Annotated in this window: 12 protein-coding genes; 5 read left to right on the plus strand and 7 right to left on the minus strand. The window is 75.8% G+C overall.

The features are described from left to right. Positions 1-39: 39 nt before the first annotated feature. Both ACIQ87_RS07400 and ACIQ87_RS07405 read right to left on the minus strand, forming a co-directional pair. Positions 40-1,590: an APC family permease gene (locus ACIQ87_RS07400; RefSeq protein ID WP_402402910.1), complete on the minus strand. Its 1,551-nt coding sequence runs from the start codon at positions 1,588-1,590 to the stop codon at positions 40-42. Positions 1,591-1,795: 205 nt separating this feature from the next. Continuing rightward, entirely contained in the window at positions 1,796-3,487 is a 1,692-nt protein-coding gene (locus tag ACIQ87_RS07405) for an amidohydrolase (protein WP_402402913.1), read from the minus strand. A 205-nt stretch (positions 3,488-3,692) separates the two neighbouring features. Here ACIQ87_RS07405 and ACIQ87_RS07410 point away from each other — a divergent pair, with 205 nt between their 5' ends. The 5 genes from ACIQ87_RS07410 to ACIQ87_RS07430 all read left to right on the plus strand — a co-directional run bounded on the left by ACIQ87_RS07410 (position 3,693) and on the right by ACIQ87_RS07430 (position 7,315). Next, on the plus strand, positions 3,693-4,352 hold the full coding sequence (locus tag ACIQ87_RS07410; RefSeq protein ID WP_402402915.1) for a TetR/AcrR family transcriptional regulator C-terminal domain-containing protein: 660 nt from the start codon (positions 3,693-3,695) through the stop codon (positions 4,350-4,352). 501 nt (positions 4,353-4,853) lie between these two features. Continuing rightward, entirely contained in the window at positions 4,854-5,237 is a 384-nt protein-coding gene (locus ACIQ87_RS07415) for a hypothetical protein (protein ID WP_402402918.1), read from the plus strand. A 4-nt stretch (positions 5,238-5,241) separates the two neighbouring features. Continuing rightward, the gene (locus ACIQ87_RS07420; protein ID WP_402402920.1) at positions 5,242-6,399 is read left to right on the plus strand and encodes a hypothetical protein; all 1,158 of its coding nucleotides are present in this window, start codon (positions 5,242-5,244) and stop codon (positions 6,397-6,399) included. Between the two features lie 82 nt (positions 6,400-6,481). Continuing rightward, entirely contained in the window at positions 6,482-6,877 is a 396-nt protein-coding gene (locus ACIQ87_RS07425; RefSeq protein WP_360356458.1) for a roadblock/LC7 domain-containing protein, read from the plus strand. 63 nt (positions 6,878-6,940) lie between these two features. After that, positions 6,941-7,315, plus strand: coding sequence for a hypothetical protein (locus ACIQ87_RS07430; protein ID WP_402402924.1), 375 nt, complete (start codon positions 6,941-6,943; stop codon positions 7,313-7,315). Between the two features lie 147 nt (positions 7,316-7,462). On the opposite strand, the gene ACIQ87_RS07435 is transcribed toward ACIQ87_RS07430, so the two are convergent. The 5 genes from ACIQ87_RS07435 to ACIQ87_RS07455 all read right to left on the minus strand — a co-directional run bounded on the left by ACIQ87_RS07435 (position 7,463) and on the right by ACIQ87_RS07455 (position 13,001). After that, the gene (locus ACIQ87_RS07435) at positions 7,463-8,614 is read right to left on the minus strand and encodes an NUDIX domain-containing protein (protein WP_402402927.1); all 1,152 of its coding nucleotides are present in this window, start codon (positions 8,612-8,614) and stop codon (positions 7,463-7,465) included. Positions 8,615-9,371: 757 nt separating this feature from the next. Further along, a complete protein-coding gene (locus tag ACIQ87_RS07440) occupies positions 9,372-10,250 on the minus strand; it encodes an SGNH/GDSL hydrolase family protein (protein ID WP_402402929.1) in 879 nt (292 codons plus the stop codon). Next, complete coding sequence (locus tag ACIQ87_RS07445; RefSeq protein WP_402402931.1) at positions 10,231-11,487, minus strand: glycosyltransferase; 1,257 nt, start codon at positions 11,485-11,487, stop codon at positions 10,231-10,233. The genes ACIQ87_RS07440 and ACIQ87_RS07445 overlap by 20 nt, the downstream gene beginning before the upstream one ends. Beyond that, positions 11,484-12,701, minus strand: a complete 1,218-nt coding sequence (locus ACIQ87_RS07450; RefSeq protein WP_402402934.1) for a glycosyltransferase family 4 protein — start codon at positions 12,699-12,701, stop codon at positions 11,484-11,486. Before ACIQ87_RS07450 ends, ACIQ87_RS07445 begins: the two co-directional genes overlap by 4 nt. 111 nt (positions 12,702-12,812) lie before the next feature. Beyond that, positions 12,813-13,001: a YegP family protein gene (locus ACIQ87_RS07455; RefSeq protein WP_392876255.1), complete on the minus strand. Its 189-nt coding sequence runs from the start codon at positions 12,999-13,001 to the stop codon at positions 12,813-12,815. Positions 13,002-13,125 lie beyond the last annotated feature (124 nt).

The raw sequence follows: 13,125 nt of genomic DNA on the forward strand, positions 1-13,125 counted from the left end.
GCCTGGCCTCCGGCCGCCGACCTTCGCTCGGCCCGCGGCTCAGCCCGCGTCGACCTCGGTCGTGCCGAGCCGCGCGTACACCTCAGGCCGGCGGGCCCGCAGCCGCAAGGCGATCCCGACGCCGGTCAGGAACACCACCGGCACGATCGCGACCAGCGGCCAGTTGACCTCCGGCCCGGCGCCGGTGAACAGGTCGAGCCGCCACACCACCAGCCCCGTGGCCCCGCACAGCAGCACCGTGGCGGCCAGCGGCGCCACGACGGTACGGAACGCCCCGGTGCTCGCGGCGGCCGCCCGGTCGCGGCGGAAGAAGGCGAACACCGCGAGGCCGGCGAGTGCCTGGAGCACCAGGATGCCGACCACCCCGGGGGAGTTCACCCAGAGGAAGAACTGGTTGTACGGGTCCGCGCCGACCAGCGCCGCCACCCCGACGGCCACCGCCGCCAGCACCGACTGGGCGATGCCGCCGATCCACGGCGAGCCGTGGCGCGGGTGGATCCGGCCGAGCGCGGCCGGGGCGGCCCCCTCGGCGGCCAGCGCGTAGCCGTACCGGGTGATGGTGTTGTGGAAGGCGAGCAACGCCGCGAGCAGGCTGGTGACGATCAGCACCCGCTGCACGTCCGTCGCCCAGCCGCCGACGTAGTCGGTCATCGCGGTGAAGAACATCCCGGCCGGGTCGGCGGTGGCGGTCGCGACGGCCTCGGTGTCGCCGAAGGCCTGCACGATCATCCAGGTGACGAAGGTGTAGAAGAGGCCGAGGAAGGCGATCGCGGCGTAGGTCGCGCGCGGCACGGTCCGGTGCGGCTGCCGGGCCTCCTCGCGGTAGATCGCGGTGGCCTCGAAGCCGATGAAGGCGGCGAAGGAGAGCCCGAGCACCCCGCCCATCCCGCCGGAGAACACGTGCTCCGGGGCGAACGAGGACAGGCTCAGCCCGTGCGCCCCGCCCTTGACCAGCACCGCCACCGCGAGCACCAGCAGGATGCCGGTCTCGGCGATCAGCAGCGCCCCGAGCACCTTGGCCCCGAGGTCTATCGAGCGGAAGCCGAGGAACCAGACCACCACGACCCCGAGCAGCGCCCAGACCGGCCAGGGCAGGTCCAGCCCGAGCAGGTCGGCGGCCGTGGTGTGGGCGAAGAACCCGAAGGCGCCGAACATGCCGATCTGGATCGCGTTGTACGAGAGCACCGCGAGCAGTGCCGCGCCCAGTCCGGCCGCCCGGCCGAGGCCGCGGGTGACGTAGGCGTAGAAGGCGCCCGCGTTGCGGATGTGCGCGGTCATGGCGGTGAACCCGACCGCGAAGAGCGCCAGCACCACCCCGGTGGCCAGGTAGGCGACCGGTGCGCCGATGCCGCCGAAGGAGATCGCGAACGGCGCCACGCCGGCCATCACGGTCAGCGGCGCGGCGGCGGCCACGACGAAGAAGACGATGTCGCCGGTGCCGAGCACCCCGCGCCCCAGCCCGCCGGGGGATCCGGGGGAGCCGGCCGATCCCGCCGGGGCCGGAGCGGTGGCGGCGGATGAGGCGTCGGGAGCAGCGGAGCCGGGCGGACGGAGTGCGGCGGAGGAGGCCGCGTCGGAGGGCGGGGTCATGGGGGAGCTCTCCTGGGGTCGTACGAACGGGGGGTGGGGCGGTCGGCGGCGGACGGGGCGTCGGCCGCCGACCGGGGAACGAGTCATGGCCGCCGTGGGGGACGGCCGGAACCAGCCGGAACCAGCCGGAACCGGTCGCGAGCCCGTCGGAGCGGGCGCGCGCCCGGGGGCCGGGTGGCCGGGCGACCGGGAAGCCTCAGCGGCTTCAGCGTGTGGAGCGTGTGGAGCGCGTGGAGCGAGTGGAGCCCGCCGAGCGGTCGCGGTCGCGGTCGTCACCGGGCGGCCCACCGTGGGTGCGCCGCCCGCCGAGCCAGGTGCCGGCCACCTCGATCGAGGCCAGCTCACCGGCCGGCACCGCGTACGGGTCGGTGGCCAGGTGCACCAGGTCGGCCCGCATGCCCGGCCGCAGCACACCCCACTCGGTCTCCTCGAAGGCCTGGTGCGCCACGCCGGTCGAGTACGCCGCCAGCGCCTCGGGGAGCCCGATCCGCTCCTCGGGCAGCCAGCCGCCGTCGGGCAGGCCGTCCGGGGTCTGTCGGGTGACGGCGGTGGCCAGCCCGGCCAGTGGCTCGTAGCGGGTGACCGGCCAGTCGCTGCCGAAGGAGACCCGGGCGCCGTCGCGCAGCAGGGCGGCGATCCGGTACTGCCGGGAGCCGCGCTCCGGGCCGATCCGGGGCAGGGTCAGCTCGGTCATCAGCGGGTCGGTCTGTGCCCACAGTGGCTCGAAGTTGGCGATCACGCCGAGTTCGGCGAAGCGCGGCAGGTCGTCGGGGTGGACCAGCTGGACGTGGGCGATCACCGGCCGGCGGGCGCGCGTCCCGTTGCGGCGGACGGCGGCCTCGACGGCGTCCAGCGCGATCCGCACACCGCGGTCGCCGATCGCGTGGATGTGCGGCTGGAAGCCCAGCGCGTCCACGGCGGTGACGGCGTCCGCCAGCTCGGCGCCGGTCCAGTTGGCGACGCCGTGGGAGTGCGGGCAGTCGCTGTACGGCTCCAGCAGCGCGGCCGTCCCGGACTCGATGACGCCGTCGGCGAAGAACTTGACCGCCCGCGCGGTGAGTTGCCCGCGCCCGGCGGCCTCGACCCGGTCCCGGTCGGCGGCCAGGCGGGGGAGCCGCTCGCGCCAGCCGTCCGGTTCGAGCAGCAGGGCGAGCCCGGCCCGGACCGGCAGGCCCTCCCCGGCGACGGCCGCCAGCCAGGTGTCCACCTGCGCGGGCTCGACCCAGGCGTCCTGGAGCCAGGTGAGTCCGGCGGCGGCGAGCGCGGCGGTGGTCTCCCGCAGCGCGGTGACCTGCTCGGCCAACGGCGGTGGCGGGACGAGCGCGAGGACGGGGTTGAGCGCGCCGAACTCGCGCAGGGTGCCGAGCGGGCTGCCGTCCGGCCGGCGGACGATCTCGCCGCCCACCGGCTCGGGCGTGTCCGGTCCGTACCCGGCCCGGCGCAGCGCCTCGCTGTTGGCCCAGCCGGTGTGGTGGTCCATGGTGCGCAGCAGCACCGGCCGGTCCGGGACGGCGGCGTCGAGCAGCCGGGCGTCGAACAGCCCGCCCTCGGCCAGCCACGGGTCCACGGCGTCGCCGGTGATCCACTCGGCCTCGGGGTGGCGCTGGGCCCAGTCGCGGACGGCCGCCACGACCTGCTCCAGGCTGGTGCAGTCGCGGACCGGCGCGCCGCGCAGGCCGATGCCGCCGAGCAGCGGGTGGACGTGGCCGTCGCCGAAGGAGGGCAGCAGGGCGCCGCCGCCGAGGTCGACGGTCTCGGTGCCTTCGTCGCGCAGCGCGAGGGCGGCGTCGCCGAGGGCGGCGATCCGCCCCGCGCTGACGGCGAGGGCGTGGGTGCGGGGGAGGGCGGGGTCTCCGGTGTGGATCCGGCCGCCGGTGAAGATCGTTTCGGCACGCATACGGGGGTGTGCGTCCTCTCCGGGGCAGGGCGGGCCGACGGGTGCGCGGCCTGCCTAACCGAATGGGGTTCGGTTACCGTAGGCGCGGCACCGGCGGGTGCGGAAGGGTTTTACTGAAAGCCGTTCAGTAACGCTTGGATAACGACGATCTTGGTCTGCCGGGGCCGACGGGCGGCTCGGCGGCCCCGAAGGTGAGGAACCGGGCATGCCCAGGCCGCGCACACCCCTGCTGGACCGGCAGCGCATCGTGGACGCCGCGCTCCGGCTGGTCGACGAGGCGGGGGACCTCACCATCCCCGCGCTGGCCGGTGCGCTCAAGGTAAGCCCGTCCGCGCTCTACCACCACGTGGCCGGCCGGGCCGAGATCGTCGCCCTGATGCGCGCCGAGCTGGTGCGCACGATCGGCGAGCAGTCGATGTGGGACCAGTCCTGGGACGCCGCGCTGCGCACCTGGGCGCACGCCTACCGGGACGCCTTCGCCGAACACCCCGGGATCGTCCGGCTGCTGGCCACGGCGCCGCTTGCCGAACCGTTCATGCACGAGCTGTACGAGCGGGCCGTCGCCACCCTGGAGGACGCGGGCTTCGCCGCCCGGGACGTGATGGGCCTGATCACCGCCCTGGAGAGCTTCGTCCTGGGCTCGGCGCTGGACCTCGTCGCCCCGGACGTCATGGTCGACGCCGTCGACCGCGCCGCCTCCCCGCGGCTGGCCGGGGCCCTGGACGCCGTCCCCGCCGGGCGCGAGCGCGCCGACCGGGCCTTCGAGCTCGGGCTCACCGCACTGGTCGAGGGCTACCGGGCGCTGCTGGGTCGACCGCTTCCGGCTGGCCCGGGCGCCCCGGCCGGGATTTCTGACCAGGCGTGACGGCCTGCTAGTGTTCTTCCCGTCGAGAGGAAGTGACCTTCCGGGAAACGGATCTCGAACAGGCGTCAGCGGTGCTACCAGAGCACGCCCTACTTTCAGTAGGGAGAGTCCGTGCGATCCGGGCCTGGCGCTCCCATCGAAGGGGCTCGTTCCGTCCAGCGGAACGGGCCCCTTCGTCGTGTCCGCACGCCAAGGCCGTGTCCTCTTATCGCACTTTCAGCCTCGAAACCCTCCCTCGGGGCTCGATGTCGGCCAAGGTGCCGTGCCAGGTGGCCGATGAACGGTGCCCCAACGGTCCCGGTCCACCAGTGGCGCGGCCATCCGGCCCGTCCTGATGCCACGTCAGTTCTTGGCTGGAACTGGTCTCTACTGATGTGAATATGCCATTGGAATGTTCGTCGTACGGAATCCGGCAGTAGCCTTCCGTGTCGAACTAGCCACTGCTGGTGGTGAATCGGTCGGCGCCGCGCCCGGCCGCCCAGACCCCGCGAAGGAGCCGGTGTGCCCGGTATCGACGAATGCCTCTCCGGAGCGATGGCGATCCCCGGGGCCCGCGCCGCGAGCCTGGTCGACTGGAGCAGCGGGCTCGCCCTCGGGAGCCTCGGCGACAGCCCGGCCGGAGAGCACGAGACCTCCGCCGCCGAGGCAACCGACCTGGTACGGGCGGCCGTTGAGAGCCAGACGTTCACCGTCACGGAGGACGCTCGGGCCCCGCTGGAGGACATCATCGTCACCGCCGGCCGCAGTTACCACCTGATCCGCTTCATCGACACCGTCTTCGACAGCAGGCTCGTCCTGCACCTCTGGCTGGACCGGGCGGAGGGCAACCTCGCCGTCGCCCGCTTCCGGCTCCAGGCACTCACCGAGGAACTGGTGCTGGGGTGAGCGCGTGACCGCCGCAACCGGCACCGTGCCGCCGCTCCCGCTGGAAACCGCCACCCCGAGGACCCCGGGCGAGGCGCTCACCCTGCTCGCCGACCGCCACGCCACCGGCGCCCTCCACGGGCCGCTCGGGAGCCTCCACCTGGTCGACGGCCAGGTCACCGCCGCCGAATCCCCCCGGGCACCCGGCCTGGCCGACCTGCTCACCGGCTGCGGCCGGATCACCCCCGAGGACTGGACGGAGCTGCTCCGGGCCCACGGCCCGCGTGCCACGGTCGGCGACGCGCTCGTCGAACGGCGGCTGCTCACCCGGGGAGAGCTCGAACTCGGCCACCTGGGAACGCTGTTCGACGCCGCCTTCTTCGTCCTCGCCGACCCGGGCGGCGGCGTCTGGCGGTTCGAGGCCGACGCCAGGCACTGGCTCGGACCGGTCGCCCGGGTCGCCCCGGGCCGGATCCGCCGTGAGGTCGAGCGCCGACGCCGGCTCCTCGACGGGATCTGGCCCTGGGGGCAGCTCGACACCGCGCCCGTCCGGCCGGCCGGGCACGGCCGCCGACCCTCCCACCGCCCCTCCGGCCGCCGGCGCCGCGAGCTGCTGGACCACGCCGACGGCCGCAGGACCCCGGCGGACCTGGCCCGGCTGCTCGGCCGCTCCGGGTTCGGCGTGACGGCCGACGTCCGCCGACTGGCCGCCGCCGGACTGCTGGACGCGCCGCGGCCGTCCGACGCCCAGCGTCCGCCGGGTTCCTCGTGCCCAGCGGGCGCCGCGCGCCCGGCCGCCGTGCCGGAGACGGCCCCGGTGCCCGAGCGGCCGCGGACAGCCGTACCCGCGGCCGAAGTCGGCCCGCCGGTCACGAGCAGACCGGCCGGAGGGCTGCACCGAAGGGTCCCCGGCGCCAGCCTGCGCGGGGCCGGACTCCCCGGCGCCCCGGTCACGGCCGCACCCGTCTTCGCGCCCGCACCCGCCGCACCCCACGCCGGGGGCCCAGCGGGGCCCCACACCGGGAACCCAGCCGGGCCCGACGCCGGGAGCCACGCCGGACCCGACACCCCCACACGCTCCGAACGCCCGCCCACCGCGGCAGCGGCCCACCCGCTGGCCGTCCCCGACCCGGACATCGCGCTGCTGACCCGGGTCCGAAACCTTCTGGAGGCCCGACTTTGACCCACTCCCCGCCCGCGACCCCGTCGTTCCGGCCATGAGGCGGGCGCTCAAACAGCGTGTCGGAAGGAGACAACTGATCGCCTTGGAGACCGAGTTGCTCGCCGAACTGCGCGCCGTCAAACACCGCGTCCCGCACCTCGCGGGTGGGCTGGTCGCCAGCGTCGACGGCCTGTTGATCGCGCACGACACCCACGGCACCGAACCCTCAGGACTGGCCGCGATGACGGCGGCCTCGCTCTCGCTGGCCCAGCGGCTCGCCGACACCACCGGCCAGGGCGAGTTCCGCGAGTCGCTGGTGCGCGGCGAGAACGGCTACGTCGCCACCTACGCGGCCGGCGGCAGCTGCGTGCTGACCCTGCTGGCGCACCCCGACGTCAACGTCGGCCGGCTGCACCTGGAGGCCCGCCGCAGCGCGCAGCGCATCGCGGGGCTGCTCAACGACGCCCTCGTGCCCAAGGATCCGCGCGAAGCGGGCTGACCGGGGCCGAACACCGCGCCATCACCTACCCGAACCACCCACCACTGAACGGGAGTTACCCAGATGACCGACGCAGCCGGCGCGCTCAAGCAGGCCATGACCACCATCGAGGGCGCCATCGGCGCGGCCCTGGTGGACTACAACAGCGGCATGGCGCTGGCCACCCTCGACGGCCCCGGCGGCCTGGACCTCAACGTCGCCGCCGCCGGGAACACCGACGTGGTCCGCGCCAAGATGCGCACCATGGACATGCTCGGCCTCCAGGACGGGATCGAGGACATCCTGATCACCCTGACCAGCCAGTACCACCTGATCCGCCCGCTCACCGGCCGCACCGGCAAGGGCCTGTTCCTCTACCTCGCCCTGGACAAGGCGCGCGCCAACCTCGCGATGGCCCGCCACCAGCTGAGCCGGATCGAGGCCGACCTGGAGGTCTGACGCACCGCTCCCGGCGGGTCCGGCCTCCAGACCGGACGAGGGCCTGTCCTTGGATCCTTGCCGGGTCCGCGAAGATCCAGGAGACAGGGAGACAGGCCCTGGCCCCGGCGGCGGCCCAGGCCCCGCCGGGGCTCCTGCCGCCAGGCCTCACCCCCGGGGCGGGTCCGCCTCCACGGCCCGTCCGCGCACCAGTTCCACCGGCCCGCCCGGCCGCTCCCGGCTGGCCAGCGCGGCGGCCGTGCGGTCCCAGGAGGGGCCGGTCAGCAGGGTCCGCGCCTCGGCCGGATCGCAGAGCCGCCACTCCACCAGCTCGGCCTCCGGCAGCGTGATCGAACCGAGCATCCGCTCCGTCACCGGGCCCCCGTCGAACACGTACACCAGGACGGCGGTGTCCCGGCCGGTCGCCGGGTCCGCCTCCGGGTCGGCCGCCGCACCCGGCTGCCAGTCCAGCGCCAGCAGCGGCCCCGGCTCGACCTCCCAGCCGAGCTCCTCGCGGATCTCCCGCCGGGCCGCCGCCCTGGGCATCTCCCGGTCCGCCTCGACCCCGCCGCCCGGCAGCGTCCAGTACGGGACCCGCCCGCGCGGTCCGTCCCACGGCCGCAGCCGCACCAGCAGCACCCGGCCGGCGTCGTCGGTGAACAGCGCCCGCGCCTTCGCCCGGATGCGCGGCCGGGTGGCGTAGTAGGTGTCCCGGTCCATCGGCGGCTCCGGCCGCTCCTCGGTCGACGGCGTCAGCCCGGGCGCGGCGGCCAGCCCGGGCGCGGCGGCCAGTCCGGCGTACGCGGGCACCGGCCCGTCGGCGGGCAGCCAGCCGAGGGTGTGCCCGACCGGCCGGCTGTCCTCCAGCTCCAGCGGCCCGGCCTCGCGCGGCGCCCGCAGACAGGCCGTCATCCGGCGCGACAGCCGCGGCGGCAGCGCGCGCCCGGCCTGCTCCGTCGTCAGCCAGGTCCAGCCGCCGACCTCCGCCGCGTCCGGCCGGAACGCCGCGACCTGTTCGGACGTCAGCGGCTCGGCCCAGTACAGGTACACCACGATCGGTCGGTCGCCGTCCCGCAGCAGCGCCCAGTCCACGCCCGCCAGCGGCCCCAGCCGGGGTGTGAAACCCAACTCCTCGCGGATCTCCCGCAGCGCGGTCTCCCGGGGCGACCGGTCGGTCGGCTCCCACCCGCCGCCCGGGATCGCCACCGGATGCTTCCGGTCGTACGGCAGCCGCACCACCAGCACCCGCCCCGCCCCGTCCGGGAACAGTACCCCCGCCGCCGCCATGACCTCCCGGCCGCCCGCGCCCGCGCTCTCCACCCTGACTCCCTCCGCCGCACCCTCCCCGGACACGACAACCCGGGCCACCCCGATGGTTCCCACCCGGCGGCACCCCCGACCACCACGATCGGGCGACCCGGGGTTCACAGCCGGGGCACCCCCGGCCGCTCGGCGGAGGCGGGCGGCGCGGCGAGCGGATGGCCCGGGCAACGGCGCAGAAGCCGGCCTCCCCGGCGTGACCGTCCCTGGGTCAACCCGGCGGGCCCGGGGCCCTGGTGACTCGTCGACTTCGCGACCGGCGCCGTCCCGGCGGAGTCGTCGGTCCAACGCCCGGCAGCTCCGGCCGGCTTGCCGGTCCGCCGGGCTCCCCGGAGGGCCCCGGCGGACCGGCCACCCGCATCGGTCGCGAGGGCCCCGGCTGCGCGAAAACCCGAGTTGCGGGCTGCCGAGACGGGGCATCATGCCGGCATGGGCGATCAGGCTTCCGAATGGGTGACTCTCTTCTGCTACCAGAACGTCGCGGGCTCCCCGCGGCCGGGCCGGCTGACGGCCGTTTGACTGCGGGACCGGGGGACCGACTGGTACCCGTTCGCCGACGACGAGGTCAGGTGCGACCTGATGTGCGGTGTGGGCCCGGACGGGCACTGGCACGGCACGGTCGCGGTTCGCTTCCGTGCCGACGCGCTTCGGCGGCTCGGGCTGCACCCCGACCAGCCGACGTCGGCGCCGGCGGACCCGCTGCCGCCGAAGTGGTGGGGGCCGTGGCGCCGGTGAGTTCCCGCCCCGGCCGCGCCCCTCATCCCAGGGAGGCCAGCGCCTGTGCCGCCGCCCGGGCCATCCGCTCGTCGTGCCGCCCGCTTCCGCCGCGCAGGCGGGCGGTGCCTTCGGCGGCCGCGAGGGCGAGGAGGCCCGGCAGGAGGTCGGTGCTGCGGGCGGCGAGCCAGCGGGTGCCCCGGGTGGCCATCCACCAGAGGTCGGCGGCCAGGGTCGGTGGGGGTTCGGCGGGTGCGGCGACCGGGGGTGGGCCGAGGGGGTGGCCGGACTCGGTGAGCAGGTCGTGGAACCGTCGGGCGATCAGGTGGTGGCCCTCGGCGCTGGGGTGCAGTCGGTCCACGCTCAGCAGCCGTCGTTCCGCGAGCCAGGGCAGGTCGGCGATGTGCAGGTGCACCGCCCGGTGGCGTTCGGCGAGGGCGTGCACCACGGTGTTGACCGCCCTCATCCGCCGTGCCAGTGGACGGGCGAGCGGCGCGGGGAGCCGGAGCAGGCTGCCCGGGTCGGGGAGGCAGGCGGTCAGCAACCTGGCGCCGTGGCCGGAGAGTTCACCCATCGTGGCGTCCAGTTCCAGGGTGGCGCGCCGGATGTCGAAGCCCGTGCGCAGGGTGTCGTTGCCGCCGACCACCACCGCCGCGAGCTGGGGCCGTCGCGCGATCGCCCCCGGTAGCTGACGGGTCGTCAATTCCGTGGTGAGCGCCCCGCTGTACGCCAGGTTGGTGAACTCGACGCTCCGCCCCTCGGGTGCCAGCGACTCGGCCAGGACGGCGGCCCAGCCGCGCCAGCCCTCGCCGACCTGGTCGCCGACCCCCTCCGTGAGCGAGTCCCCGAGTGCGACGAAGCGCAGCAGCTCGCCCGCCGCGGGGCGCTCCCGCGCCGCCCGGTCACGCCCGGCTTCCAGCATGCTCGTCCCGACCCCCGTCCACCGCTTCGTCGCCGCGTGCGCCGTGCGCCGCAAGGAACGCCGCCACCGCCGCCGGCCAGCCGTACCGTTCGGCCTGCGTCCGGGCTGCGGCCCGCCGCAGTTCCTCCGGTCGGTCCAGCAACTGCCGTACCGCGGAGGCGAATCCACTACCGGTGTCGACAGCCGCCACCCCGGCGAGCCCGACCAGGCCGGGGAGCGCGGAGGAGCGGCTGACCGCCACCGGGGTCCCGCAGGCCAGCGCCTCCATCGCGGCCAGCCCGAAGGTCTCCACCGGCCCGGGGGCGAGCACCACGTCCGCGCAGCCCAGCAGCCGGGCCAGCTCCGCGCGTCCGCCGAGGTGTCCGAGGAAGCGCACCGGCAGCCGCAGCCGGGCGGCCCGGTCCGCCAAGCGCTCCCGTAGCGGGCCGGTGCCGGCCACCACCAGGACGGCGGGCCGCCGCCCGGCCCGCAGGGCGGCCAGGGCATCGATCGCCCGTTCGGGCCGCTTCTCCGCCGAGAGCCGTGAGCAGAGCACCAGCAGGGTCTCGTCGGGCGCGGCGTACCGTGCCCGCTCGGCCGCCCGTGCGGCCGGTGGCGGCGGTCGCAGCGCGTCCAGGTCCACTCCCAGCGGGGCCCGGACCAGGTTCGGGGCGCCTATGCGCCGGAACTCCGCCGCCGCCCAGTCGGTGGTGCAGAGCACCGAGTCGTAGGAGCGGGCGGTGGCCGCGTTGAGCCGGTCGGCCGCCGTGTCCGCCAGCGGGCCGGGCAGGCCCCGGGTGCGCAGCACCCCGGCGGCGCTCTCGTGCGAGACCATCACCGAGCGCACCCCGTGCCGCCGCGCCCAGGCGCCGGTCCAGCGCAGCGTGGTGCGGTCCGACACCTCCAGCCGGTCGGGGGAGAGTCTGGTCAGCTCGGCGGCCACCGCCCGCCGGTCGGTGAGCAGCCGGTAGCCGCCGCTGGCCGGCAGCACCGGGCCGGGCAGGGTGACCACCAGGCCCTGCTCGGTCTCCTCCTCGGAGCGCCGCTCCCCGGGGACGATCAGTACCGGGCGGTGCCCGGCTGCCCGGTAGCCGGCACCCAGGTGGCGCAGCGCGGTGCGCAGGCCGCCGGAGACGGGGGTGACGAAGTTGGCGAGCCGGACGATCGTCAGGGCCTCACCCGCCCTCGGCGCCGCGCCGGCCACCGACGCCTCGCCGTCGGGACCGGCCGGGGCCCTGTCGTCGGATGCGGAGGTCATGCCGGCAGCTCCTCCGGCAGGACGGGCGCCGCCGGCTCGGCCGGCGCGGTGGCGGCCGCCGGTAGCGGCAGCCCGCGGTGCTCCGCCAGCACCTCGGCGTAGTGCCGCAGCAGCAGGTCCCCGACCGCCTCCCAGGTGCGGGCGGTCACCTCGGCCCGCCCGGCCTGCCCGTACGCGGCCCGCCGCGCCGGGTCGGCGGCCAGTTCGGCGACCGCCCGGGCCACCGCCGCGCCGTCCCGGGGCGGTACCAGCAGGCCGGTGCGGTGGTGGGCGACGAGGTCCAGCGGGCCGCCCGCCGCGGGGCCGATCACCGGCACGCCGCTGGCCATCGCCTCCTGGATGGTCTGGCAGAAGGTCTCCAGCGGGCCGGTGTGCACGAAGACGTCGAGGGTCGCGAAGCAGCGCGCCAGTTCGTCACCGGTGCGGCGGCCGAGGAACACGGCACCCGGCATCGAGGCCTTCAGGCCGGGCGTCGAGGGGCCGTCCCCGACGATCGCCACCCGGACGCCTGGTAGCGCCGAGGCGGCGGCCAGCAGGTCGACCCGCTTCTCCGGCGCCAGCCGTCCGACGTACCCGACGAGCACCTCGCCGCCCGGCGCCAAGGCCCGGTGCAGCGCCTCGTCCCGGTGCCGGGGGTGGAACCGCGCCGAGTCCACCCCGCGCGGCCACAGCCGCACCCGCGGCACCCCGTGCGCGGTGAGGTCCTGGGCGGCGGGGGTGGAGGGTGCCAGGGTGCGGGCCGCGGCGCGGTGCACGGCCCGGATCCGCCGCCAGGCGGCGGCCTCGCCGAGCCCCCGCCCGGCGCGGTAGGCGTGGGCGTACCCGGCCAGGTCGGTCTGGTAGACGGCCACGGCGGGCACCCCGAGCCGTGCCGCGACCTGCATCCCGCGCGCGCCGAGCACGAACGGGCTGGCCAGGTGGACGACGTCGGGCCGGTGTCCGGCGATCGCGGCCGCCAGCTGCCGGCTGGGCAGCGCGATCCGCACCTGCGGGTACCCCGGCAGCGGCACCGACGGGATGCGCACCACGGGAATCTCCCCCGCCGAGTGCCCGCCGAAGGTCTCCGGCGGGCACTCGGCGCCCCGTGCCGGGGCGGGGGTGACGACGAGGGGCCGGTGGCCCCGGCGGACCAGGTGCTCGGCCGTCCGCAGCACGCTGTGGGCGACTCCGTTGACCTCGGGCGGGAAGGATTCGGTGACGATGACGACGCGCATGCCGATGTTCTGTCCGCGTCCGGCGTGCGCCCGGCCAAAGGGATCTGTCGTGGAGGCGAACGCGGGTCGGCGATTTGCACCACCGACCCGCGTCCTCGGAAGTCCGGCCCGTCACACCGATCCGGCGGTCTCCTTGAGCTCCGCGTACGGCGCGAGCTTGCGGATCGACTCGATGCTCTTGAGGCAGTCGTCCTTGCTCTCCTGCGGGTCGCCGGTCACCACGATCGCCCCGTTGCTCGCCTTGAGTCGGAACCGGTGCATGCCGCCCTCGTCCACGAACAGCTCGAATTTGCCAGCCATGTTCAGAAACAGCCTTCCGCTCGGATGCCCCCCCTCCACCGCACCGTAGGGTCAAATCCCTTGCGCGGCACGTCAGATGATCCATCCGAGTGCACGCGGCGACGGCCCGGGACGGGTGCCGGGC

The sequence above is a fragment of the Kitasatospora sp. NPDC096204 genome, assembly GCF_044763205.1.
Lineage (GTDB): Bacteria > Actinomycetota > Actinomycetes > Streptomycetales > Streptomycetaceae > Kitasatospora.